25 protein-coding genes and 1 other RNA gene are annotated in these 25,581 nt (G+C 42.2%); 19 read left to right on the top strand and 7 right to left on the bottom strand.

Features of this window, described 5'->3' with window-relative positions:
• Positions 1 to 67 precede the first annotated feature (67 nt).
• The gene (locus C8D97_RS09815) at positions 68 to 337 is read right to left on the bottom strand and encodes a phosphodiesterase (RefSeq protein WP_109763598.1); all 270 of its coding nucleotides are present in this window, start codon (positions 335 to 337) and stop codon (positions 68 to 70) included.
• A gap of 10 nt (positions 338 to 347) precedes the next feature.
• The gene (locus tag C8D97_RS09820) at positions 348 to 920 is read right to left on the bottom strand and encodes a PilZ domain-containing protein (RefSeq protein WP_109763599.1); all 573 of its coding nucleotides are present in this window, start codon (positions 918 to 920) and stop codon (positions 348 to 350) included.
• A 225-nt stretch (positions 921 to 1,145) separates the two neighbouring features.
• On the opposite strand from C8D97_RS09820, the gene C8D97_RS09825 reads away from it, so the two are divergent.
• Together C8D97_RS09825 and lolD are read left to right on the top strand one after the other, a co-directional pair.
• Positions 1,146 to 2,396 (top strand): lipoprotein-releasing ABC transporter permease subunit, encoded by a 1,251-nt coding sequence (locus C8D97_RS09825; RefSeq protein WP_109763600.1) that lies wholly within the window; start codon positions 1,146 to 1,148, stop codon positions 2,394 to 2,396.
• The gene (gene lolD, locus C8D97_RS09830; RefSeq protein WP_109763601.1) at positions 2,389 to 3,090 is read left to right on the top strand and encodes a lipoprotein-releasing ABC transporter ATP-binding protein LolD; all 702 of its coding nucleotides are present in this window, start codon (positions 2,389 to 2,391) and stop codon (positions 3,088 to 3,090) included. The genes C8D97_RS09825 and lolD overlap by 8 nt, the downstream gene beginning before the upstream one ends.
• A gap of 16 nt (positions 3,091 to 3,106) precedes the next feature.
• Here lolD and C8D97_RS09835 read toward each other — a convergent pair whose 3' ends face one another.
• A complete protein-coding gene (locus C8D97_RS09835; protein WP_109763602.1) occupies positions 3,107 to 3,634 on the bottom strand; it encodes a DUF2062 domain-containing protein in 528 nt (175 codons plus the stop codon).
• 210 nt (positions 3,635 to 3,844) lie between these two features.
• On the opposite strand from C8D97_RS09835, the gene C8D97_RS09840 reads away from it, so the two are divergent.
• From C8D97_RS09840 to C8D97_RS09875, 8 genes are read left to right on the top strand one after another with little or no spacing between them, the layout of a single operon-like run.
• Positions 3,845 to 6,256, top strand: a complete 2,412-nt coding sequence (locus C8D97_RS09840; RefSeq protein ID WP_109763603.1) for a DNA internalization-related competence protein ComEC/Rec2 — start codon at positions 3,845 to 3,847, stop codon at positions 6,254 to 6,256.
• Positions 6,257 to 6,305: 49 nt separating this feature from the next.
• Positions 6,306 to 6,929 carry a MotA/TolQ/ExbB proton channel family protein gene (locus C8D97_RS09845; RefSeq protein WP_109763604.1) on the top strand — a complete coding sequence of 208 codons (624 nt, stop codon included), beginning with the start codon at positions 6,306 to 6,308 and terminating at the stop codon, positions 6,927 to 6,929.
• Positions 6,930 to 6,939: 10 nt separating this feature from the next.
• Positions 6,940 to 7,356: an ExbD/TolR family protein gene (locus tag C8D97_RS09850; RefSeq protein WP_109763605.1), complete on the top strand. Its 417-nt coding sequence runs from the start codon at positions 6,940 to 6,942 to the stop codon at positions 7,354 to 7,356.
• 3 nt (positions 7,357 to 7,359) lie between these two features.
• On the top strand, positions 7,360 to 9,096 hold the full coding sequence (gene msbA / locus C8D97_RS09855; RefSeq protein ID WP_109763606.1) for a lipid A export permease/ATP-binding protein MsbA: 1,737 nt from the start codon (positions 7,360 to 7,362) through the stop codon (positions 9,094 to 9,096).
• A 16-nt stretch (positions 9,097 to 9,112) separates the two neighbouring features.
• Entirely contained in the window at positions 9,113 to 10,144 is a 1,032-nt protein-coding gene (gene lpxK / locus C8D97_RS09860) for a tetraacyldisaccharide 4'-kinase (RefSeq protein ID WP_109763607.1), read from the top strand.
• Positions 10,125 to 10,319: a Trm112 family protein gene (locus C8D97_RS09865; RefSeq protein ID WP_109763608.1), complete on the top strand. Its 195-nt coding sequence runs from the start codon at positions 10,125 to 10,127 to the stop codon at positions 10,317 to 10,319. Before lpxK ends, C8D97_RS09865 begins: the two co-directional genes overlap by 20 nt.
• Complete coding sequence (kdsB, locus tag C8D97_RS09870; protein WP_109763609.1) at positions 10,319 to 11,068, top strand: 3-deoxy-manno-octulosonate cytidylyltransferase; 750 nt, start codon at positions 10,319 to 10,321, stop codon at positions 11,066 to 11,068. The genes C8D97_RS09865 and kdsB overlap by 1 nt, the downstream gene beginning before the upstream one ends.
• A 34-nt stretch (positions 11,069 to 11,102) precedes the next feature.
• Positions 11,103 to 11,585 carry a low molecular weight protein-tyrosine-phosphatase gene (locus C8D97_RS09875; protein WP_109763610.1) on the top strand — a complete coding sequence of 161 codons (483 nt, stop codon included), beginning with the start codon at positions 11,103 to 11,105 and terminating at the stop codon, positions 11,583 to 11,585.
• 196 nt (positions 11,586 to 11,781) lie between these two features.
• On the opposite strand, the gene C8D97_RS09880 is transcribed toward C8D97_RS09875, so the two are convergent.
• From C8D97_RS09880 to C8D97_RS09895, 4 genes are all read right to left on the bottom strand, one after another.
• The gene (locus C8D97_RS09880) at positions 11,782 to 12,351 is read right to left on the bottom strand and encodes a Tll0287-like domain-containing protein (protein ID WP_109763611.1); all 570 of its coding nucleotides are present in this window, start codon (positions 12,349 to 12,351) and stop codon (positions 11,782 to 11,784) included.
• Between the two features lie 52 nt (positions 12,352 to 12,403).
• On the bottom strand, positions 12,404 to 13,810 hold the full coding sequence (locus tag C8D97_RS09885; RefSeq protein WP_109763612.1) for a cytochrome c3 family protein: 1,407 nt from the start codon (positions 13,808 to 13,810) through the stop codon (positions 12,404 to 12,406).
• Between the two features lie 17 nt (positions 13,811 to 13,827).
• Positions 13,828 to 15,804, bottom strand: coding sequence for an FAD-dependent oxidoreductase (locus tag C8D97_RS09890; protein WP_109763613.1), 1,977 nt, complete (start codon positions 15,802 to 15,804; stop codon positions 13,828 to 13,830).
• Between the two features lie 164 nt (positions 15,805 to 15,968).
• Positions 15,969 to 16,496, bottom strand: coding sequence for a hemerythrin domain-containing protein (locus C8D97_RS09895; protein WP_109763614.1), 528 nt, complete (start codon positions 16,494 to 16,496; stop codon positions 15,969 to 15,971).
• A gap of 485 nt (positions 16,497 to 16,981) precedes the next feature.
• On the opposite strand from C8D97_RS09895, the gene ffs reads away from it, so the two are divergent.
• The 9 genes from ffs to C8D97_RS09940 all read left to right on the top strand — a co-directional run.
• An RNA gene (ffs, locus tag C8D97_RS09900) (signal recognition particle sRNA small type) lies at positions 16,982 to 17,078 on the top strand.
• Positions 17,079 to 17,356: 278 nt separating this feature from the next.
• Complete coding sequence (gene dnaX, locus C8D97_RS09905; protein WP_109763615.1) at positions 17,357 to 19,444, top strand: DNA polymerase III subunit gamma/tau; 2,088 nt, start codon at positions 17,357 to 17,359, stop codon at positions 19,442 to 19,444.
• Positions 19,445 to 19,458: 14 nt separating this feature from the next.
• Positions 19,459 to 19,779 (top strand): YbaB/EbfC family nucleoid-associated protein, encoded by a 321-nt coding sequence (locus C8D97_RS09910; RefSeq protein WP_109763616.1) that lies wholly within the window; start codon positions 19,459 to 19,461, stop codon positions 19,777 to 19,779.
• Positions 19,779 to 20,381: a recombination mediator RecR gene (gene recR / locus C8D97_RS09915; protein WP_109763617.1), complete on the top strand. Its 603-nt coding sequence runs from the start codon at positions 19,779 to 19,781 to the stop codon at positions 20,379 to 20,381. Before C8D97_RS09910 ends, recR begins: the two co-directional genes overlap by 1 nt.
• A gap of 205 nt (positions 20,382 to 20,586) precedes the next feature.
• Positions 20,587 to 22,479 (top strand): molecular chaperone HtpG, encoded by a 1,893-nt coding sequence (gene htpG / locus C8D97_RS09920; RefSeq protein WP_109763618.1) that lies wholly within the window; start codon positions 20,587 to 20,589, stop codon positions 22,477 to 22,479.
• A gap of 317 nt (positions 22,480 to 22,796) precedes the next feature.
• Positions 22,797 to 23,453: an adenylate kinase gene (adk, locus tag C8D97_RS09925; RefSeq protein WP_109763619.1), complete on the top strand. Its 657-nt coding sequence runs from the start codon at positions 22,797 to 22,799 to the stop codon at positions 23,451 to 23,453.
• Between the two features lie 10 nt (positions 23,454 to 23,463).
• Entirely contained in the window at positions 23,464 to 24,435 is a 972-nt protein-coding gene (gene hemH, locus C8D97_RS09930) for a ferrochelatase (RefSeq protein WP_109763620.1), read from the top strand.
• A 146-nt stretch (positions 24,436 to 24,581) separates the two neighbouring features.
• Positions 24,582 to 24,947 carry a hypothetical protein gene (locus tag C8D97_RS09935; protein ID WP_109763621.1) on the top strand — a complete coding sequence of 122 codons (366 nt, stop codon included), beginning with the start codon at positions 24,582 to 24,584 and terminating at the stop codon, positions 24,945 to 24,947.
• A 381-nt stretch (positions 24,948 to 25,328) separates the two neighbouring features.
• The coding region (locus C8D97_RS09940) for a hypothetical protein (protein ID WP_210204905.1) at positions 25,329 to 25,581 on the top strand (253 nt) is incomplete at its 3' end.

A 25,581-nucleotide genomic window follows, 5' to 3' on the forward strand; every position in this document is an offset into this window, starting at 1 on the left:
TACTGTGATTAACCGGGTAATTGAAAGACGTGCAATTTTTTGTGTCAATTAAGCGTTTATTAAAAGCTTAGCTTTTGTGTTTTACCGCATGAATAACTTTGTCATGCTCAAAGTACACGGTAAAGTTTTTATACACCCAACGCGTAATGGGTGGCTCACCAACTGCTGGTGCTTCCTGCATTGGCGTGCCAAAGCTTTCACGCACTGTCATCATACTTTGACCGGTTCGAGGCGTTTTGTTTGTCTCGGCACCTTGCGAGCCAATGGTCATTGGTGTGGTAGCCGCCAATGTATTGAGTGAGGCTGATAACAGGCCTGCAACTAACCAGGTTTTCATTATACGCTCCTTAGTGTCCCAGCCGCTCTTTGCGCAGCTTTTGCGATTGTAATCGGGTAATGTGTTTGACCAGTTCATCCTGATCGTGAGTATTAATATTGGTGAACTCAAGGGTTACATCAAACCCTTTATCTTTGGGTTCGCACTGAATAACTTTAGTCTGACAGTAAAAACCATAACAGTCAGGGTAGAGTAATAGTTTTAAGTGCCAGTTCGAGTTCACCGGGTAGTCTTTACTGTCATGAAACTTTAAACCACTGCCACTGATATTAACTTGATGCAGTTTAAAATTATCTTTTAATTGATTCGCAATATAGCGTGACAGTAATTCAAATTTATCATTTTGAGTTTTAAAGTATTGTGCAATATCGCGGTGTTTATCCTGAATGCTGCGCATCAGTTGAACACTATCATTGTCCAGTTTTCGCAACTGATTAAGAATAATAAATTCTTCCGGCAGGCTTGAGTCGAGCTGATCAACCGGCGACGTATCATTGCCCACTGGCGCTGACTGCGGTGTTAACTGCATGGTGACTTCATCTTCAATGCGAAAGAAGTCACGTCTTTCTTGATCAATACTCATTTTTAAACAAAACCTTTGCGCTGTGTCAGGGTGGACGGTAGCATAGTGCGCTTTAGTCACTGAGCGGATACAGACTAAGCAGTCACACTAAACAGGACGGCCATAGAAACTGTTGTACACCCACTAAACAGTTCTATCAAACGCTCACGAAAGCAATTATTTAATATAATAGCTTAAAAAACTGTGATAACTTACTAAAAATTAGCGAGTTTTTAAATATTTCTTATGAAGTTTCCCTTTTCCTGGTTTATTGGTCTTAGATACACCCGCGCCAAACGAAAAAACCACTTTATCTCTTTTATTGCTCTGGCATCCATGTTGGGTATTGCGCTGGGCGTCATGGTGTTGATTACCGTAATGTCGGTGATGAATGGGTTTGAGCGAGAATTGAAAGAACGCATTTTGGGGACTGTGCCGCATATTATTGTGGGTGAGCGTGGTGATGGTGTTAAAGACTGGCAAGCCCTTGAACAACGCATTACAGAAGAGCCGACAGTAGTTGCTGTCTCTCCCTATATTGACTCCACAGCCATGTTTAAAAGCGCTTATGGCGGCACCGAATACGGTATTTTACAAGGGATTATGCCGGATCGGGAAAAACAGGTGTCGGTGATTGAAGATTATATGGTTACAGGTTCCATCGACAGCCTTGCTGCTGGTGAATATGGCGTTGTCATAGGCACCGCCATGGCGAAAAATCTTGGTTTGTGGCAGGGCGATAAAATTACTGTGCTGGTGGTTGAGGGGTCAACGGTTTCCCCAGCGGGAATATCGCCCCGGTATCGCCGCTTTACCATTCAGGGGTTATTTGAAACCAAATCTGAGCTGGATTCACGAGTGGCGCTGATCCATATAGGGGATGCCGCCAAGCTGTTACGTAAACAAGACACTGTAAGCGCCCTACGAATTAAAGTGGACGATGTACTGCGGGCGCATGTTACCTCAACCCGAATACGTGCCATGTTGGGGCTCGATTACTGGGTCAGCGACTGGAATCGTACACAGGGCCCGTTATTCAGAGCGATCCAGATGGAAAAGAACATGATGTTTATTCTGCTAACTCTGATTATAGCCGTCGCTGCATTTAATATTGTTTCCACCATGGTGATGGTGGTGACCGATAAACAGTCGGATATCGCCATTATGAGAACGTTGGGCGCATCGCCCGCCACAGTAATGAAAGTGTTTATGGTTCAAGGCAGTGTCAATGGCGTATTTGGCACCATTTTAGGAGTAATTTCTGGTGTTGCACTGGCAACCAATCTTCCGGATATCGTCGCCTGGGTTGAAACTCAGTTTGGCATAGCCATGGTGCCCGGTGATGTTTACTTTATTGGATTTTTACCCAGCGAGCTGCAATCTTCTGATGTGGTTAATATCACTCTGGCCGCATTAGGTATGAGTGTGCTGGCTACGCTATACCCGGCATGGCGGGCATCTAGAACTCGACCAGCGGAGGCTCTTAAATATGAATAATCAAACTGTATTGGAATGCCATAAACTCACCAAACATTACCTGGATGCGGGTCGAAAGGTTGAGGTTTTACGGGGCATCGATTTGCAAGTGGATGCCGGCGAGAGTCTGTCGATTATTGGTGCCTCTGGCTCAGGTAAAAGTACCTTACTGCATTTACTGGGTGGTCTGGATCAGGCCAGCTCGGGCGATGTAGTGATTATGGGAAAGAATATTCACCAGATGAACGCAGTGGAGCAAGGCAAGTGGCGTAATCATCATCTCGGTTTTATTTATCAGTTCCATCATTTGCTGGCAGAGTTTAGTGCGCTGGAAAATGTTGCCATGCCGCTATTGATTCGGGGCATCAGCAAGTCTGATGCGCTTACGGCAGCCAAAGAAATGATAGGCAAGGTTGGTTTAAGCGAGCGGGTCAGTCACAAGCCTTCGGAGCTTTCGGGTGGAGAACGACAACGGATTGCTATTGCCCGGGCTTTGGTAACGAGGCCTGCCTGTATATTAGCCGATGAGCCAACCGGTAATCTGGATGAAGAAAACGCTGAAAAAGTTTATCAGCTAATGTTGGATTTAAATCGGGAGTTAAACACCAGCTTAATCGTGGTGACGCACGATCGTACTTTGGCGAGTCGGGCATCGCGCCAGTTAACTATTGTTAATGGTCAAATAGAGTCCATTCCTCAACGGGAAATTGCTTAAAGCGGTACAGCAGTAATTAATGGTTCGATTTACTGCGATCTAACGCACGTTGTTTCCACAGGTTAGCCACGTGTATACGCCAATAGATTCGAATGGCGGCATGGCCGAATATGGCTGCGATCAAACCGCACACCAGACAGCCAAGTAAAAACGGTTGCCAGATTTCGTGCAGGCTTGTTTCAAGCCAGTGCCAACTCAGTTCAAAGGCGAATTCTTCTTTGGGTCGAGGAAAGAACAGGCTACCAACGTAATAGGCAAAACCAAAGATAACGGGCATGGTGATTGGGTTTGTTATCCAGACCAGGGCGACTGAAAGCAACAGGTTGGCTCTAAACAGAATGGCTCCGCCAGCTGCAATCACCATTTGAAAAGGAACCGGGATAAACGCACAAAATAGCCCAAGTGAAAATGCGTGTGCGACCGAATAACGTGTCAGATGCCACAATTGCGGATCGTGCAGTGCTTTGCCAAAAATTTTTAAAAAGCGATTATTTTTAACTGAAGCGGGATCGGGCAGAAATTTTTTGATCAGCTTTCGAGCCATAAGAAGTCTTAATTACAAAGAGGTAATAATTGAGCCATTGTAGCCTGCTCACAATGGACATATCTACCTTATCAGCGGAAAATTATTTTAATCTTTGTGGACTTTAATTGCTGAGCGGGCAATCCTTAACGGAATTTTTGTCATTACAATGACAATGCATAAAGGATTAACACTCTCTTAATTGATTATTTGCGTAAACATGGAATCGTGATGCGAATTTTTGCTTTAAGTTTTTTAGCAGGATGTTGTGGCCTCTGGCTGCAAACCCAGCTTATTAGTAACACTGTTCAGCTGTTATTAGCGACTGCTTTAATTATATTATTTTTTTCTGCATCATACTGTTGCCGTGTTCGAATGGGTATTATTGGATTGGCAGGTTGTTTAGCGGGCGTGCTATGGGCCAACTGGCATGCGAGTAATCAGCTGCAGTACCGGTTACCATTAAGCAAAGAACGGCTTTCGGTTGAATTGACCGGCAGTGTTTGTTCTATTCCTGAAATATCCGAACACCACGCCAGCTTTTTATTCTGTGTGGATGAATCGGCCTCGTCCAGATTACCAGAGTTCACTGAAAAACAATCATCTGATCGCTTACATTCTAAACCGTTAATGCCACGCAAGCTGTTGCTAAGTTGGTACTACCCTGAACAGACTGTTGCACAAGGACAGCGCTGGTTACTGTCGCTAAAAGTAAAGTCACCGTACTCGAATATGGTTCCTGGAACCTTTGATTTTGAACGCTGGGCGTTAACCTCGGGTATTGATGGGACCGGTTATGTGGGTGAAGCCAGTTTACTAACGTCAATAGATAGCAGGTTTTCCTATGATCGTTTAAGAGTATCCTTGATCGAGCAACTGCAACAAGTGGTTTCGAGCAGTGATTATTCCGGGTGGCATTTGTCACTGATGGTGGGCTACCGCTCCTTATTGAGTGAGCAGCAGTTTGATATGTTAAAGCAATCCGGCACCGCGCATTTGATTGCGATTTCGGGGTTGCATGTTGGGTTGGTCTTTTTATGGAGCTTTTGGATACTAAGCTGGCTTTGGCGTCGCAGTCGCAGGCTTTGTTTATGGTTACCTGCCCATAGCTTTGCCATGGTTATGGCGCTTGTTATCACCACGTTTTTTTCATTATTTGCCGGTTTTGAGTTGCCTACACAACGTGCGTTAATTGCTTTATTAATTTTAGTCTTAAGCCGGATATTTTTAGTCAAGTGGTCCAGCCTTAGTTTATTAAGTTTAACCATTATGGCGCTTTTAGTGTGGCAACCGCTAAGCGTATTGCAGGAAGGATTCTGGCTGTCATTAAGCGCCATCAGTATTATTTACTGGGTTGCGGGAGGGCAATCAAGCCGAGGATTATTGTTCTGGGTGAAGCTACAGCTGTTTTTATCTTTAGGTATGGCTACTTTATCGGCTGTATTATTTGGCAGTTTTAGTCTTAATGCTGTACTGGCAAACTTGATTGCGATCCCATTGGTGAGTTTTATTATTTTGCCGCTGGACTTACTCGCTTATGTTGCGATTTTTGTATCGCCAACGCTTGCGAGCTTAATTATTCATCTGAACGATTATTTTATAGCGGGCTTAACCCATTGGTTGTCATTTCTAAACGAACAAGTTAAAGCCGTTGCCGTGAGTCAGTTAATGATTATGATAATTGGCATCTTGGTGTTGATGAGTTTTTTCTGGTTTTATTTTCGTCAAGGATTTTTAGCTTTACTGTTGGTGGTCAATGGCTTTGTTATTGTCAGTTTTCTGATAGTGAGTCGCGAACCGTCATTGATCAATACATTAGATACAAACACGTCTGCATTAAATCCTATCAACATAAAAATGCCTGTATTGAAAGTGTATTTTTTAGACATAGGCCAAGGATTGAGTGTGGTGGCAAACTGGCAAGATCGCTGGCTGGTGTATGATACCGGATTCGCCAATGAAGCGGTGAATGCTGCTAAATCGAGCTTATTACCTTTTTTAAACTATCTTGGTGTTAAGCAACTCGACTGGTTGATTGTGAGTCATAACGATGCCGATCATATAGGTGGGTTGCCTTATCTGTTGCAACATATGCCGGTTAATCAATTAATTCTTGGTGAAGATTCAGCGGATCAAGTGGGTAATTGTCATACAACTGCTTTTAAGGATAAGGGAGTATTATTGGAATGGTTTTCTGCTAATACATCTGAAAATTTGTCCAAAATATTTTCTAGAAACAATGCTTCCTGTCTGGTTAAAATAACGGTTAAAGATCGTTCAATATTATTAACCGGTGATATTGAGCGAGTGGCAGAAATGCGACTGTTGGATCAGAGTCCAGAGCGGCTTAAAGCGAATGTGGTATTAATGCCGCATCATGGCAGTAAAACATCTTCCAGCTGGTCGTTTGTTGCGCAAACCGGTGCAGAATACGCCATCGCCAGTGCCGCTTATTTAAATCGCTTTAATCATCCCTCAGACGAGGTCGAGCAGCGTTATCAGACGTTACAGATTAAAACCTACACCACCTGGCGCAGTGGCTTAATAACCCTGATCATTGATAACTCAGGCGCATTAACTTTAAAACAGTATCGACCGCTTCACAAACGCTTCTGGAACCATTCATCTATCAGCAGAATTTAGCCTGATTATGTGATAAATTAGCCGCATTCAAGAATTTGGAGTTTAAACCGTGTTATTTGATGTCATTAAAAATGGTGGCTTTGTTATTTGGCCGATAGTTATTTGCTCGGTGATCGCACTGATTATTTGCATAGAGCGCTTTTGGACACTTCGAAAGTCTCGCATTACCCCAAAACATCTGGTTGCTCAGGTTTGGGGCTGGATAAAAAATAATCAGCTGGATAAGAAGAAATTAAAATCCCTGAAAGAGTCTTCTCCTCTGGGGGAAATTTTGGCCGCTGGTATTGTTAACCATTCTCATGGCCGTGAAACCATGAAAGAAGCGATACGCGATTCTGGCCGCCAGGTTGTGGTTAACCTTGATCGTTTTTTAAATACACTCGGTACTATTGCCGTTATTACGCCACTGTTAGGTTTGCTGGGTACGGTTATCGGTATGATCAAAGTCTTTACAGTCATCACCATGCAAGGGGTTGGTGATGCCAGTGCATTAGCCGGCGGTATTTCAGAGGCGTTATTGACCACCGCGGCCGGTTTAACGGTAGCTATTCCGGCGTTAATTTTTCATCGCTACTTTGAGCGCAAAGTGGATGAGTTAGTGGTCATTATGGAAGAAGAAGCTTTAAAAATGGTCGAGGTGTTGCATGGTGAACGCGACACTTTGGATAAATAAGGGCTGAACAGTGTTTCATAATCGTCGTAAACAAGAAGTCTCGGTTAACCTGACGCCATTGATTGATGTGGTGTTTTTGTTGTTGATCTTTTTTATGGTGTCGACAAGTTTTAATCGAGAAACGCAAATAAAACTGGAATTGCCAGAAGCAAGTGGCGATCCTTTAGAAACCACTCCGGAACTTATCGAAATCAGTGTCGACAGTGAAGGGCGTTATTTTGTAAATGCAAAACCCATCGTTAATACTCAACTCGAAACCCTTATGAAGGCCATCAATATTGTCAGTAAAGGCAATAAAGATTTACCTGTGGTGATCAGTGCCGATTCTAAAGCGCCTTATCAAGCAGTGGTAACTGCTATGGATGCGTCGAGAAAAACCGGCTATTACAATTTTACAATGGCCACTCGTAAGCCGGGGAATCAATAAACTATGGCTCAGCAATCCGGTTGGCAAATTTATAAACGATTGCTGTCCTATGCGGCTCGTTTTTGGCCGATGTATCTGGCTGCACTGATCAGCACTATTTTATACGCCATAATTGAGACAGAACTCGTTGCCGGTTTTCAATACGTTATTGATGATGCTCTTATAGAAAAAGACATCGAGTTTTTAAATCAATTGCCGTTTATTATTGTTATCGCCGTGCTGTTTTTAGGCATTGCCAGTTTTCTTTCGGTGTATTGTTTTGAATGGATCGGTCGAAAAATTGTGCAGGTGTTGCGGGTTGAAGTATTTAGAAAATATTTAAAGTTACCCATTGCCTATTTTGATAAAGAATACTCGGGTGATCTGGTATCAAAAATTACCTTTAATGCTGAAACCGTTACTCAGGCAGCAACACAAGCTATTTCAAATATTTTACGCAGTGGCGGAATTATTATTTATGCGCTGGTAAAAATGATGATGATCAGCTGGAGCTTAACGCTGTTCTATTTGATTGCCGCACCAGTAATTGCTCTGGTGGTTAATGCCGCAGCCAAACGGTTCCGCAAAATATCCCATCGTATTCAGGACAGTATGGGGCAGGTTACTCAACTGTCTCAAGAAGCCGTTGAAGGTGTTAAGGTTATAAAGACCTACGGTGGCCATGATTACGAAAATGAACAGTTTTCAGATGCCGCTTCAAATAACTTTCGTCAATCGCTTAAGCTGACAGCAACCAAAGCCTTTAGTTCGGCACTGGTTCAATTTATTGCCGCAGCAGGGCTTGCGTTTGTATTTTGGATTGCTATTAAGCAATACCTCAACGGTGAGTTTTCAGCTGGGCAATTCGTAGCTTTTTTCATGTTGATTATGTACATCATGAAGCCGTTAAAAGATTTATCGAATGTAAACAGTGTGTTGCAAAGAGGTATTGCGGGTGCTGACAGTTTATTCCAGATTTTGGATGAACAGGAAGAAGTCGATAAGGGAACCATTACTCTGGATAAAGCCAAAGGCGCAATTACTTTTGATTCTGTAACTTTTTCTTATGATCAAAGCAAAACCATACTGAAAGATTTTTCATTGCAGATTAATCCGGGTGAAACAGTTGCACTAGTTGGCCCATCTGGCAGTGGTAAATCTACTGTTACCAACCTACTGTTAAAGTTTTATCACCCTGATTCAGGCCGTATTTCACTCGATGGTAAAGATATTGAGTCCATTACGGTTCATTCTTTGCGACAACAATTTGCATACGTGTCTCAGCAAATCGTTTTATTTAACGACTCGGTCAAAGCAAACATTGCCTATGGTGAGTTAAAGTTTAAACCAACGGATGACTTGGCGGACGCTATTGAACATGCGTATTTATCTGAAGTGGTTGATTCATTAGAAGACGGTCTTTCCACCAATGTAGGTAATGCGGGTGCGCGATTATCCGGTGGCCAGCGTCAACGTATCGCTATTGCCAGAGCCTTATTAAAGAATGCACCCATTTTAATAATGGATGAAGCTACATCAGCATTGGATAATGAATCAGAGAAAAAAATTCAGCAAGCACTGGATTATTTAATGCAGGGCCGTACCACCATAGTAATCGCACATCGCTTATCGACCATTGAAAGTGCCGATAAAATTATTGTGATGAAAGAAGGGCAGATTGCTGAGCAGGGTACTCACAGTGAGTTACTCGAAAAGCAGGGTGAGTACCATAAGCTTTATCAGATGCAGTTTTCAGAGTAAGTGCTAGTTCAATAGTATGCAAAAAATTATCGAAGGATTCTGGTACCGCGACTCTTTGCTAAAGTGGTTGCTTTGGCCAGTTCATCTATTCATGTGCCTACTGTATGGATTGCGCCGGCTTTTATATCGGGCAAAACTGTTTCAACAAAAAGCCAGTAAGACACCTGTTGTTGTTGTGGGTAACATTACACTTGGTGGAACCGGTAAAACACCTTTTATTAACTGGCTGGTGAGAGCGCTTCAGGATAAATCATTATCGGTTGTCGTCATCAGTCGAGGTTACGGTGGTACTGCTCAAAACTTCCCTCTCACTGTTACTGATTCTGTCGATGTGAATATATGCGGTGATGAACCAAAGATGCTGCAACAAAGTCTAAACATTCCTGTGATTGTTGATCCCGAGCGTTCACGTGCGGTAGATTTTGCTATCACACAGTTTCAACCCGATGTAATCGTCAGTGATGATGGTTTGCAACATTATAAAATGGCTCGTAATTTTGAAATCTGTATTGTTGATGGATTACGACAGTTTGGTAATCAATTTATGATGCCGGCAGGGCCATTAAGAGAACCATTGTCACGCTTGAAACAATGTGATCTGATTATCACGAATACTTCCGCAAAAGATATACCGGAAAAAGAATCTCAACCACAGTTTTCTACTCAAGCGATTTCGCTGGTTAATATTAAATCTAATGAAGCAGTACAAGTTTCTTTAGATCGAGCTGCTAGGCCATTTAAAAGCTGTAATGCGGTATGCGGTATTGGCAATCCAGATAAGTTTCGTCAGACATTGATACAAAATGATTTCGACTTTGACTTTTTCAGTTTTCCCGATCATTATCATTTTAAACAGTCGGACTTCTCAGACTTTGCTGAGCAAGCCGTTTTAATGACCGAAAAAGATGCAATTAAATGTAAGTCTTTTGCGAAAGAGAATTGGTGGTTTTTGAAAATTGATACCGTACCAAACGCTGCGTTAATTCAAGCCATAAATAAGCTGAGCGCACGTTTATTGGAGATTAAACATGAACAAAGCCTTGATTGATATATTAGTCTGTCCAGCCTGTAACGGTAAGCTAAAGTTAACAAAAGATTCAAAGCAACTCATCTGCACGTTTGATAAGTTGGCTTATAGTGTTAACGATGGCATTCCTAATTTGCTAATTGATGCTGCGGAAAAAGTCAGCAGTGACGATATCGATAATATGGAGTTGAGCTGATGGCGTTTCATGTGGTTATTCCAGCACGATATCAATCGAGTCGTTTGCCGGGTAAGCCATTAAAAGATATTGCCGGTCACTCAATGATCGAGCGGGTATATCGACAAGCCGAGTTATCGGGTGCTGCATCGGTTACTATTGCCACTGATGACCAACGCATCGTTGACCATGTAAACTTGTTTGGCGGACAGGTTGTGATGACATCCAGCAGCCATGAGTCTGGCACCGACCGCATCTATGAAGCCTGCTCTAAAATGAAGCTTGCCGATAACGATGTTATCGTTAATGTACAGGGTGATGAACCCTTTATCCCGCCAGAAGTTATTCGGCAAACGGCTGAGCTTTTAGAGTCTCCTGACAGTAAAATGGCCACTTTGTGTGTTCCTATTGTTACGGAAGAACAGGTGCATGATCCTAATACGGTTAAAGTGGTTATCAGCCATAATAATAAAGCGATTTATTTTTCCCGTTCACCAATACCTTTTAATCGGGATTCTGCTGCGTTTTCTAAGATTAATTACTATCGCCATATTGGCATTTATGGCTTTAAATATCATTTTCTTGCGGCTTTTTCTCAGCTACCGCCTTCCAATCTTGAGAACATTGAAAAACTCGAACAGTTGAGAGTTTTGGAAAGTGGTCATTCAATAGAAATTGATGTTGCCATTAAAACTCCACCCGCAGGCGTTGATACTGCCGATGATTTACAAGCGGCCTGTGAATATGCACGTGGGTTAACCATCAAGTAATTACTTCTTATTAAGTGAGTCGATAGAGTAGAAAATGAAAACGAACGTATTATTTGTTTGCCTGGGTAATATATGTCGATCGCCCACTGCTGAAGCTGTCTTTCGTTCAAAAGCAACCGCAGCAGGCATTATTGATCAGTTATTGATTGATTCCTGTGGAACGGGAGGTTATCACTCTGGTGAGTCTCCGGATCCTCGTGCACAACAAGCCGGTAAGTTGCAAGGTTATGATTTATCTTCAATTAAAGCGCGTAAAGTTGCCATGAGTGATTTTGAAAAGTTTGATTTTATTTTGGCAATGGATAAACAAAACTATTCCAATCTAATAGCCATGAGTGATAGACAGTATCATCATAAGATAAAACTGTTTCTGGATTATGCTGAAGGTTGCGCTGAAAAAGAAGTACCTGATCCCTATTATGGTGGGGATGATGGTTTTGGACATGTCATAGATTTAATTGAGCAAGCAAGTAAAGGTCTCATCGCCGATATCATTAATAAAGCTCAAGCCAAATAAAAATTTATAGGCTATCGAACAAGAGGTGTGATTTTTCATCCCGTTCTGTAAGAGTTTTATAGGGTGTTATAGAGCAAACAGTTGAGTCAAAGGCTTAACTAAAGAGTTAATTAAATACTTAATTAAACACTATGACTCAACTGTTACTGTCCATTATTATTTTCTGTTGCTAGTTCTGGCGAATTAATCCTCTAAATTAATCTTCAAGAGGGATTCTAATAGCAATACCACCCATCACATCATTCAGTTTAAAGTCTGTTCTTGGACTATCAATATGTTTGTTATGACACTTAACACAAGCTTCAGAAACGGCCACATCGGGGTATACCGCTGTGAAATATTTTTTTCCGGCTAATGTTTCTTCACCGTAGAAGTTTTTTGAAGGATCCTTGCCAATTATTTTAAGTGCTTTTTCTTCCAGTGGGGTTTTGGGTTTATTTTGTTTATTGATAGCCCATAACGACAGCAGGGAATAGGTAAATCCAGAGTCTTTTTCATTAACACGTTCCGATCCCATTCTGAGCATTTGTGCCGGAAGAGGGAGAGCTGATTCTTCTTTCCAGTGTTCACTTGCGTCAAGTACTTCTTCTTTGTTTTGCAAACGGTCAACAACATTACGTGTATAAACCGTTCGATCCGATTCAATGACAGAAAAAATAGCGTCAGCCATTTTTTGTGGCGTAATACCGGAAGCAATAGCGGCACCAGAAATAAGTGAAGATGCTGCTAAAACTAACGTGGGTTTGATAAGTTTTCCAATGGTCATATCTGTCTCCTGTGCGATAGCACTTTTAGTATTATAGTGTGAATAAACACGGTTATTGATTTCGCCTTTGCTGGCGTTTTTTAATTCTTTGTTCTATCAGCTTGAAGGTTTGTAGATCACTGTCTGGTTGCCCACTAAAGTTTTTTTCTATCAGGGCTTCGTCGGCGAGTGCATCTAATGAAAACTCAACGCCGTGACAGTTCATACAAACGGTTTTAAGCATTTTGCTATTGGGTCTTAAGTTGTGATTTTGATTGTGCATTACCCGTACCCGTTTGCCTTTTTTAATGCGTGGCAAATGACAGCTTGCGCAGGTAACGCCAGAGCCTTCTTCCAGCTCTTCATTTTGTTCTTGTTGCCAAAGAGTAAAATGTATCGATGATTTATAGTTTTTAGAGTGTTCATCCTGATGACAACCGAGACAAGATTCTACTGCAGCTATCGATACATCTAAACTGTGAGGATTATGGCAGCTGCTGCAGGTAAGTAGTTTATCTTGTGTGGTATCAATACCTTGTCTGGCATCGGCTGTTGACATTAAGGGCAAGCCAAGGCCCTGACGCATCCCGTGTTTGCCGAGAACAAATTGATTCGCCTGACGTTCATGGCAACTGCTGCACACTTCAAGCTGATTATTGTTGAACTTTAAGTGTGGGGATGATTGATTATTGTCATCGTGACATTGACTGCAATTTACCGCTGTTGTTGCATGAGGGCTATCCGCCCACTGTGAGACTATAGAATTTACTTGACTGTCTTTATTCGTCGCGCTATTTCTCTTGCCTTTGTTATCACTTTGAGTATTTGTAGTGAACAGTTTTTGTCCGTCGTGTTGTTGGCTGGATAACGGTTTTACTTTTTTATTTTTCTTTAACCAACGAATTAACGCGGTACGAGGTGGCAGTGTCGCCTGCTCAAACGTAGCTTCCTCTCCTGCGTGTCGAATCAGAAAGTCTTCGTACAGCATAGAGTTATCATGATAATTATGGCAGCCGGAGCTGGCGCATGAATCAAATTCAAAAGGGGCGTGACTCGGACGATCTTTGGCAATGTCTTCGTGGCAGTGAAAACAAAAGTCGGGTGCAATGGTAACGCCATATTTACGAGTGATCTCTGGCTTATGTTCGGTATGGCAAGTGACACAATAACGTGCATCAAGTTGCTGCAGTAGTTCAGCGTTTCTTGGATCGAGAAATTTCTTTTTCGGATGCTTGTCATTCGCTGCATCAAGTTCTTTTGCGTGACAGCCTTCACAGGCTTGTTGCATTAGGTCATCATTTGAAAATGACTCAACATGACAACTGTTGCATTCCAGTTCGATTTGATAGTGTCCATGACTTGCATCACCGGCTAAAAACAGTGACTTATCGCCTTTAAATAAGTTGTAGCCCAGTATGGCCGAAATCAATAACGTTACTACGATGCCATAGTGCCAAAATTTTATTTTTATTTTATCCATAGCAGTCGCGCATTAGCCTAAAAGTAGTACACGACAAAAATATGGTAAGCCAAAAGCGCTGGCAGTAACCATAGTAGTGTGTAGTGAATTCTTGACCACCATTTACGATGGGAACGTAATTTTAAATCCGTCCAGTGGTGACTTTTTGACATGAAAACACCAACCAGTGATCCGGTTGTGGTGGCAGCTAAAAAGACCACCATTAAGGCAAAGTTTAAATTATTTCCCAGTCGAAACCCTGTGTGTATCACTAGAATTAACAGTGCAATTACTCCAATTATGGAGTGGTAAAGTCGCCAATTATCAAGGTTACCTATATTCATGGCTTTAACTCGCTTTCTTACACTGAGCATTCCGCCCAGTATGCAAAGTCCCAGTAATGTATAACCACTGACCTGTTTCCAGAAGTTATCAAACCAGAGCATTTCGACTTTCCAATCCACTTGGACGCTTATTGAGGATGCAATTGGTTGATTAAGTAATAAGAGTGCAATCATTAGTAATGAAATAATCGAAGCTGCAAAAATTGAGTTGTGATGCCGCATCACCAGGTTAGCCAGGGGGGTGTCAAGCATTTGCGCGACCAGTGGTTTGCAGGAGCCACAGGTTAATCCTGCACCGGTATTGTCACATAAGGAGTCAATGGTTCGATTGCCGGCATCCATAGACTTTGTTAATTCGCCTCGGGTAACACTTTTACAAAGACAGACGATGTACTCTTCTGGTTGTTCCTTTAAAGACTTAACTTCACTTTTGTCCCATACTAAGCCGCGTTGCTCAAACAGTTTAAATCGTTTGGCGGGTACTCGGCGTTTTTCCTGTATAAACTCTTTTATTTGAACTTGTTCGTTCCAGTCACCAATGGCGATATAACCAACCATTCGATTATCTTTCACCATGATTTTTCGAAACACACCCTGAAGTCGATGAGTATAGGTATAAACTTTATCGGGCTCAGACTCTACATCACCGTATATGTTGGTGTGATGCTGTTGTATTTTTAATTGAAGGTTGTTAACACTGCCTCGGTATTTACTGTAAACCCCCAGAATATGATTGACGCAGTTTTCCGCCTGTTCAAATCCGGGGGCGACAATGCCGTAGGTTGCACCATTGTGTTCGGCACATTCACCAATGGCGTAGATATTTTCTTCGTCCGTGAGCATGTGGTCATCGACTAATATGCCTTTGTTCAGTTTAAGATTTAATTTTTTAGCAAGAGTAACATTAGGACGAATACCGGCGCAGATAACCACGGTATCTATTGCTATATTACGTCCACTTTGTAAAACAACACTCTCTGCTTTTTCACTGCCGTTAATTTCAATGATTGGATCTTTAAATATTAACTCAATTCCGGAAGACTGGATTCGGTCTCGCAATATTGTATTGGCGCTGGCATCAAGTTGGCGGGAAAGTAACTTTTCACGTACTCCCACCATAACTTTGTTAGAAGGGGTTTTCATCGCCAGCGCTGTTTCTAAACCTAGCGCTCCGCAACCTATGATAAAAATACTTTTCTTTTGTTCTCGACATTCAATTAATTTATGGGCGTCATCTATCGAACGAAAGGTATACACATCCTTTTTATTGACACCTTTTAAGTTTGGAATAAATGCACTGGAGCCAGTGGCAAAAATGAGTTTTGAGTAACGCTGGGTATTACCGTCCTGATCGATGACTTGTCGTGTTTTAAAGTCAATGTCAACGATGCGCTTACCAATGTACTCGGTTAGGCGAGACGACTTTTTTAAGGAAACAGGGTTGGCCAATTGTTGACGATCGAGTTTGCCCGATAAAAAAAGGGAAAGTTGAACTCGATTATAAGGTTTGTATTGTTCTTCACCATAGATGGCAACGTGATGATAATCGGACTGCTCAAGGATCAATTGAGCTGCTTTAACCCCGACAGGGCCATTACCAATAATTACAACGGGTGTTTTCGCAAAAGATGCTTTTAGCGCTGTGTTAGCGTCTAGTTGCGCAGTTGTCATGACTACCGCCCGACACCAAAAAGTGTACCAGGCATCCTATGGCATACTGATATTTTCGACATGCTGGTCCCTGAACTTAAACTATTTATTTTATTTTTTTGTGTTTTTTCAGTGGTATATATTAGCGTAAGTATTTGACTAATTTATGAATACTCTACCAGCCATTATTCAGGCTGGTAAAGTAAGTAGAGTTCATTTTCTTCCATGCTGACCCGACGTGTTAATACTTCTCCAATTTTCACATAATCTCTTTCAAAATCTTGTTCCATTTCATGAGTAAAAGCCTGATGGGCGTATTTTTTACAAAATTGAATAACGGCATTGGCGATTTCATTCATATCGGTTCGGAAATCTTTTACCACCTGTAAAGTATGTATATCGCCAGCTAATGACTGTTCAAGATAAACATAAAACTTAACATTTTCTTTTAATAGATGAGACTGAAAGCTTGCTTTGAATTCAGCAATCATATTAGATAGTTTTCGGTAATCTTTCTTTTCGAATCCTTCCTTCCACATGCTTCCATAAAGGGTCACTAACTTGGAGTGATCCTTTTTAAGCGTATCTATTAATGTTGGGTCGTACTTAATAGTTCGTTCAGCACGAGACTGTGACTGAGAAACCGATTGAAGTTTTGGTTGAGCCTCTTCTTTGGGCCGACCCTTAAAAAAATCTGAAATAAAAGCAAACATGTTTTTAAACCTCGAACAAACACCTGTTTAGGGAATAGACTACTCGAGACGAATAGATCCGTAACTACTTGTCTGGCGTAACTCTTATTAAAGCCTAATGGATAAACCGGAAAAACGTACCAAAAAATGAGACTGAATATTTCATTTCGTGATGCCATTCATTATGTTTGTTCTAATATTCTTTATTTGAGATGTTGATTCGTAGGGTGTATTTTTTATTAGAGTATAAAAGGGGGCCGGGCTAATCGTTTGCCGCTATTTGAATAGCTTTAATCTGTCAGGTAAATGACAGATTATCAATAACAATTAATGACTTTTCATCCATTTCATCTCAATTTGTATAGGCTTGGTCTGTCTTATTACTGAATAACCCTACAAGGATTAAAGCTATCTGTTTGAAAAGTATACAAATATTTCTTTTCGCTGAGGGGTTTTCAATTGACTATAAATTAGGGATAATGCGCGCTCATTTCGTTATGGGTACCTGCTGGTCCCCTCGCAACGATACGTCGCGAATCCCGCCAGGCCCGGAAGGGAGCAACGGTAGTGACTGACTCGTGTGCCGAGGTGTGGCTGGCAGGTCCCACCCGAATGTTAACTCTGTTTTGAGTTAATCATTTTTCTGCTTGATTTAGCCTAACTTTCCACCACAAAGATCATTTATGTTATCCGGTAATGTTGATTACCTGACTTAAATAGCTTTCGAGATATTACCTTTAAGCCGCTTAAAGTGGCCTGATAGATTAATTTGTTCAGTCATCAAACTTGTGCAAAAAACCACCAAAAATCATTTTGTTAGAGATCCTGACGGCAGTTGATTATAATGCTTGTCAATTTAGCTTTTGGGTAACAGTTATAGTATGTCTTATACCGTATTAGCGCGTAAGTGGCGTCCGCAAAATTTTGAGCAACTGATTGGGCAGGAACATGTCCAGCGCGCCATCGTTAATGCGATTGATCAGGACCGACTTCATCATGCCTACCTGTTTACCGGGACCCGTGGTGTCGGTAAAACCACCATTGCCCGTATCTTTTCCAAATGCCTTAATTGCCAGACTGGCATTACCTCACAGCCTTGTGGCGAGTGTGATATTTGTCAGGAGATTGAGCAGGGGCACTTCGTCGATCTGATGGAAATTGACGCTGCTTCAAGAACCAAGGTCGAAGACACCCGTGAAATATTGGACAATGTTCAATATCGTCCTACTCGAGGACGCTACAAGGTTTACCTGATTGATGAAGTTCATATGCTCTCCAACAGCAGCTTTAATGCATTATTGAAAACGCTGGAAGAGCCGCCGCCACATGTTATTTTCTTATTGGCGACCACCGACCCGCAAAAATTACCGGTAACGGTGCTTTCCCGCTGTTTGCAATTTCATCTTAAGCGAATGACGCCTGAGTCCATCGTGGCGCATCTCACCAGTATTTTGCAGCAAGAAAGCATTAACTTTGATACCGCCAGTCTGAATTTATTGGCACAAGCTGCCGATGGCAGTATGCGAGACTCTCTTAGCTTGCTGGATCAGGCCATAGCTTTTGGCGGCGGTCAGTTACAAAGCTCCGACGTCGCTGATATGCTTGGTGCGGTTGACCAGCAATTTGTCACTGAGTACCTGCAGGCGCTTTGTGACAACAATACTCAGGCAATTTTTGAGATCACCGAGCGGATGGCCGAGTTTGCCCCGGATTACCAAACCGTTATGGCGGATATTATTTCAACGTTGCATAAGCTGGCGGTTATACAGTTGGTGGGTCAACAGCCACAGACAACAGAAGAGTCAACCGAACAAACGCTGCAAACTCTGGCTCAGCAATTCAGTCCAGACGATATTCAGCTGTTTTATCAATTAGGCATTCACGCTCGAAAAGATCTGCCGTTGGCACCCGATGCCCGACAAGGCTTTGAAATGGCGTTGTTGAGAATGCTGACATTTCGTCCTGCTTCCGGTTCTGTGCCTTCAAATTCTGGCCGATCATTACAACAAAAATCATCGCAACAAAAATTATCACAACAAAGTCGTAGTGGTTCGCAAGCCAAAGCGCCAAGTTCAACGTCATCCCATGCCGGGCAACAGTCTGCTTTGACGGAAAAAAAAACAGCAAATTCTCTAAATGACCATCAAAATGATTTGACGAGCGACAACAAGAAACCGCAAAAAGCACAAGAACAGATAAACCCGGACGCTAGTCAACAAAAGCCCGCACAATCAGCCAGCAGTAAAATAAAACAGATACAGCAGCAAGTGGCTGCTTCTGCTCAGAGTAGACCGGTTCAAGACTCTGAAACACAAGACTCTCAAGCACCGGATTCTCAAGCACAGCATTCACAATCAAAAAATACGGCAGTTCAGCCTCAAAAGCTGCAACAAGTTTCTGGTTCGCAAGCATCTGCATCTGGTTTTTCCCAAAAGAATGATTTCGAAGAGAATGATTCAGAAAAGAACGTTTCAGAAAAGATTATCGATACTAAGGCTGTTGCAGAAAACGCTAATACAGGCGGACAAGAGAGCAGTGAGCAGGAAGAGGTTGCTCCAAAAGTTGTTGTTGAACGCCTCGAACAGTTAATAGAAGCGGATACCTGGCATGACTTTATTCAGCAGTTGTCCATTACAGGTTCCATTTTTCAAATTATTAATAACAGTGTGGTCACTCAGGCCAGTCAAAATCAACTGCAGTTGAATACCCTTCAATCGGTAGAGCACTTTTTAACCGCCAGTGCCAAGGGAAAAATCGAGCAGGCGATGGGGGATGTGCTTAAGCAGAAAGTCACCTTAAACATCGAGTTTGTTGAAACCCTTGAAAATACCCCAAAATTAATCAGTGAAAAGAGACGCGTAGAGCAGCTTAAATCGATTCGCGGTGAATTTATCGATAATCCGAAAGTCGCGTCTCTTTTGCAGACGTTTGAAACAGACATAGCGATAGAAAATATTCAAATTCATTAACAGAGGTGACTAAGATGAAAGGCTTGGGCAATATGATGAAGCAGGCTCAGCAGCTTCAGGACAAAATGAAACAAATGCAGGACGAAGTGGCTAATATGGAAATTAGCGGTGAGTCAGGCGCTGGTATGGTTAAAGTCACCATGACAGGCCGACACGATGTTCGCCGAGTTGAAATCGATCAATCTCTCATGAGTGACGATAAAGAAATCCTTGAAGATCTGGTTGCTGCAGCAATTAATGATGCTGTGCGTAAAGTTGAGTCAGAGACTCAGTCGCGCATGTCATCGGTAACCGAAGGACTGCCAATCCCTCCCGGTTTTAAAATGCCATTTTAATGAAGCAGTCACCACTTCTTGAAAATATGATTGAAGCGCTGCGCTGTTTGCCTGGCGTGGGCAGAAAAAGCGCTCAGCGTATGGCCTATTATCTGTTAGAGCGTGATAGGACAGGCGGGCAGAAGCTGGCAAACTCTCTTGCTCAGGCAATGGTGGATATTCAGCACTGCCAACAATGTAAAAACTTTACTGAAAATGAGCTCTGTGTGGTGTGTGCAAACCCAAGACGCGATCATTCAACCGTCTGTATTGTTGAGTCACCCGCGGATGTGATCGCCATAGAAAGTTCTGGTGTGTTCAGTGGTGTGTTTTTTGTACTCATGGGGCATTTATCACCTCTGGATGGTATCGGCCCGGAAGAACTCGGCCTTGAAATACTCGAAAAACGACTGGTGTCAGGGGATGTGCAAGAAATTATCATGGCCACAGGCTCTACCGTAGAGGGCGAAGCAACGGCTCACTTTATTCGCGATATGGTAGAACCTTATCAAATTCCCGTGACCCGTATTGCCCAGGGTGTGCCAATGGGAGGTGAGCTGGAATATCTGGACGCCAATACATTGGCGCGCTCTATTACGGAGCGGCGTAAGCTCGACTTTTAGTCAGTAAACCTATTTTTTATCCTCTCAATATATTGAAGCATACAGCCTGATATCATCACATTTAGTTGATTTTAAGTGTTGAAATTCAGGCTTCTGCCCCCATAACTGTTTCACTGAATTTTCGGCATGCAAATAAAATCACAAATGAGTTTTTTGAGTGTGCCTGTAAACTTTAATATTGGCGTAAAGCTGGAGGTATATATTAATGAGTGAGACGGCCAACATGGAAAAACACAGTTTTCAGACTGAAGTGAAACAACTGCTGCATATTATGGTGCATTCCTTATACAGCAATAAGGAAATCTTTTTGCGAGAGCTGATTTCAAATGCGGCGGATGCGGTTGATAAGTTGCGTTTTAAATCACTCGATGATAGTAGCCTGATTGCGGATGATCCCGACTTTAAAATTCGAATTACCACAGACGAAAAGGCCGGTACGGTTACCATTAGCGATAATGGTATTGGGATGACCAAAGATGATCTGATCAGCAATTTAGGCACCATTGCCCGCTCTGGTACCGCAGAGTTTTTGACACAACTGTCGGGTGATCAAAAGAAAGACGCAAATTTAATTGGTCAGTTTGGTGTTGGTTTTTACTCCGGTTTTATCGTTGCCGATAAAATGACTGTGGTATCAAAAGCGGCTGGCACAGATGAAGCGCATCAATGGGTTTCCAGCGGCGAAGGTGAATTTGAAATTGCCGCGGCTGAGCGCGCAACCCGTGGTACCGATATTATTCTGCATCTTAAACAAGAAGAGAAAGAGTTTTTAAGCGAGTGGCGTTTACGTTCTATTATTGGTAAATACTCCGATCACATTTCTGTTCCTGTTGAAATGTTGAAACCTGCCGAACCTGCGGAAGAGGGCAAAGAGCCTGAACCTTCAACTGAGTTTGAAGCGGTAAATAAAGCAACCGCTCTGTGGACACGTTCCAAGTCGGATATTTCAGACGAGGATTACAAAGAGTTCTACAAACACATTTCTCATGATTTTGCTGAGCCCATGACCTGGGCGCACAATAAAGTGGAAGGTAAGCAGGAATACACGAGTTTATTGTACATTCCGAAAAACGCACCTTACGACTTGTGGAACCGTGAGCGCTCGCGCGGAGTGAAACTGTATGTTCAGCGAGTCTTTATAATGGACGACGCAGAACAATTCTTACCCATCTATTTGCGTTTTGTTCGCGGTGTGCTCGACAGCAATGATCTACCGCTGAACGTTTCCCGTGAAATTTTGCAGGACAGCTCTGTTACTCAGTCTCTTAAAAATGCCTGTGTTAAACGTGTGCTTTCCATGTTGGAGAAAACAGCCAAAAATAAACCGGAAGATTATCAACATTTCTGGCAGCAATTTGGCAGTGTTATGAAAGAAGGCCTTGGTGAAGACTTTAGTAACCGCGAGACCATCGCCGGATTAATGCGCTTTGCATCAACCCATAACGATGATCAAACCCAGAATGTCTCTCTGGACGACTACATTGGTCGAATGACCGAAGGACAGGACAAGATTTACTACATCACGGCAGAAAGCTTTGAAACCGCGAAAAACAGTCCGCATCTGGAAGTTTTCCGTAAGAAAGGTATAGAAGTACTGCTATTGTCCGACAGAATCGATGAATGGGCCATTTCCCACCTGACTGATTTTAAAGAGAAAAAGCTTGTTTCAGTCACTCAGGGTGACCTCGACTTAGGCAATCTTGAAGATGAGAAAGAAAAGCAGGAACGCGAGCAGGTCGAAAAAGAAAACCAGCCATTGGCCGAACGTTTTAAAGAAGTGTTGGCTGAACGAGTCAAAGAAGTCAAAGTGACCACCCGTTTAACCGATTCACCAGCCTGTGTGGTGAGCTCGGAAGGCGAAATGTCCGCTCAAATGGCGAGATTAATGGCATCCGCTGGTCAGGAAGCCCCTGAGGTTAAGCCTGTGTTTGAATTCAATCCGGAACACCCTCTGGTGAAACGAGCCGCAGAGCAATCCGGTGATGACTTTAATGATTGGACTTTGTTCTTGTTCGATCAGGCCATGCTGGCAGAAAGCGGATCATTGAAAGATCCGGGTACCTTTACTCGCCGACTGAATGCTCTGTTATTGAAGTAATTCTAAACAACAGACAATCCGTTAATCATCAAAACAGCCCCATTTAAGGGGCTGTTTTGTTTCTAGCGATGTTATTTTATTGATTGCACAGTAAATTTGCGATGATTCATAAAATGAATATAGAGCAATTCTTTGCACAGAATCTAACCATCCGGATTGCTCTATCTTAAATGATGCGGGCTGACACCAACAAAAGTCGTATAAAGCGCTTGAGTTAGCCCTCTGTGATCGGTATCTTAGCGTCTACACAAAGTATTAGGCTTTTATGAAAGCCTGTATTTATCGTCTTCAAATAAAAGACTCCCGGAGAAGAGAGTATGCGAGTTATTTTATTGGGTGCGCCTGGCGCTGGAAAAGGAACTCAGGCTCAGTTTATTAAAGAAAAATACGGTATTCCGCAAATATCCACCGGTGATATGTTGCGTGCAGCCGTTAAAGCAGGCACACCACTTGGGTTGGAAGCCAAAAAAGTTATGGATGCTGGTCAGCTGGTTTCTGACGAAATCATTATTGGCCTGGTAAAAGAGCGGGTTGCGCAAGACGATTGTGAAAAAGGTTACCTGCTGGACGGTTTTCCTCGCACCATACCTCAAGCCAATGCCATGCGGGACAATAACATCGACGTTGATTATGTGGTTGAAATCGACGTCGAAGACGAAGAGATAATTAAGCGATTATCTGGGCGCCGAGTTCATCCTGAATCTGGCCGGGTTTATCATGTTGTTTATAATCCGCCGAAAGAAGAAGGAAAAGACGATGAAACAGGTGAGCCGTTGATCCAGCGTGATGACGACACCGAAGAAACCGTACGTCATCGTTTAGATGTTTACCACAGTCAAACCAAAGTGTTGGTTGAGTATTACAAAATCTTCTCGCAAGAAGATACCAAAAATGCACCTGAGTACGTAAAAGTGCCTGGTGTTGGTAGCATGACCGACATTCGCGATAATATTTTTGAGGCACTTGGAGACTAGTCGTCACTCTATGACTCAACACACACCTGTGGGAGTGCTGCTGGTTAATCTCGGCACTCCCGATGCGCCGACCTCAAAGGCGGTTCGAACCTACCTAGCTGAATTTCTGCACGATAAACGAGTGGTTGATCTGTCCCGCTGGATCTGGTGTCCGGTATTGCACGGCGTTATTTTGCGAGTACGACCACCAAAAGTCGCCAAACTTTATCAGTCTATCTGGACTGAGCAAGGTTCGCCGTTACTGGCTATCGGTAAGCAACAACAGCAATCGTTACAACAAAAGCTTAATGAAGCCAATATAAGTGCATCGGTTGAACTTGCCATGACCTATGGTAATCCTTCAATAGCGGCAGGGATGCAAGCTTTATCCCATTGCAAAAAAGTGATTGTACTGCCACTTTACCCACAATTTTCGTCTGCAACGACCGCTTCCGTATTTGATAGGGTTGCCCGTTTTGCAAAACACCAATGGGTATTACCAGAAATCACTTTTGTTCGTGATTATTACGATCATCCACTGTATATCAAAGCACTGGCGGAATCCGTTAAAAATAATTGGCAAACTAACGGAAGAGGGGATGTATTGTTAATGTCGTTTCATGGCATTCCAAAACGTTACGCAACTAACGGTGATCCTTATCCAGAACAGTGTGAAATAACCGCCAAACTACTGGCAGAAGCGTTAAACTTAAACGATTCAGAATGGAAAATGACCTACCAGTCAATTTTTGGTCGCGAAGAATGGTTAAGTCCATTTACTGATAAAACAATGGAACAGCTTGGGAATCAAGGAAAATCCGTTGATGTTATCTGCCCTGGTTTTTCTGCAGACTGCCTCGAAACATTAGAAGAAATCGAAGAAGAAAATAAAACAACATTTTTAAATGCTGGTGGCAAAAATTTTAATTATATCCCCTGTTTAAATAATGATGCTGCTCATATAGATGCTTTATTTGATGTGGTAAAAGCAAAGTTGGATTAGTTACTTATTTAGATTATAAATTAACTGAGTTAAAACTTTGAATCGAGTCACAAAATTACAGGCATAACGTTTAGTGTTGTTGTAATCTGAACAAGCTGAATTTATTATCTCGTCTCCAAAATGGATGTTACTAAAGGAGATATATAATGTTTGGAAAATTAAAGGAAGCTGCTGGCAATGGAGCCGTTCAAAAACTTATCGATATGGCAGCCCCCGGTCTAAAAGATCAACTTATCGAAAACCTGAATAAAGTTAACCCAGATGCTGTAAAACACGACGAGTCTTACGAAGAAAAAGTCATTAATCCTTTAAACTTGACCGTATCTGCTTCTTCAAGTGGAGCAACCAAATTAATTCCTGGTTTCGATTCAAAGTTTAAAGTTGCAATGCTGCATTTACGAGATGAGTTGATAGATGCAACTGGTGACTCGGTTAAATTAGTCGAAGGGTTTGATAAAAAGCTGCCAGATGTTCTTAAGTCAGGCTTTGAGAAAGCTAAGGCAGCACCTTAAAACTTATTTAATTAATTAAAAGCAAGCAAGTTTTAGGTTTATTCTGGCGTTTAAACAGTAAGTATAAGCGCCAGATTAAGACACGCCTAATTTACCTGATACTTTATGCTGAAAGTGATCGCTTATCATGCCAGCGGTTTAAGTAGCGATTATTCTCCAGTTATTAAAATAGTTTTTAACATAGGGATGTTGATATAAAAGCAGTATTGTTTTTACTCAGTTGATATCTGAACTGTAATGAGATGATCAGGTCTGATATTGCTTTCCTAATAATCAAAGCAAAAAATAAAAAATTTCACAAGTTACATTGTAGGTACTTAAGCTTATCGATGAAGGTAATACAGTACTGTATCCAATAACTTAAGTTTAAACAGAGCTTTTATGAAACGGAATTTAATTCTTATCTGCGTTACAACATTCATAGTATCTGCCTGTCAGTCGGAAATTGAAGCTGAACTGGAAAAGCATGGTGTCAGCTATGATGGTGTGCCAGAAAAGCCACTTGCCTATATAAAAAGTCTGCCTTTAGAACAACAGGCTAAAGTACTCAAGCTTAGAAAGCGTGTGCTTCAAAACTTAGTGTTTGTTGAGGGCGGTGGGTTTGTAATGGGGGATATTATTGAAGAAGTCCCAG

Origin of the sequence: Pleionea mediterranea (genome assembly GCF_003148745.1) — a bacterium.
Lineage (GTDB): Bacteria > Pseudomonadota > Gammaproteobacteria > Enterobacterales > Kangiellaceae > Pleionea > Pleionea mediterranea.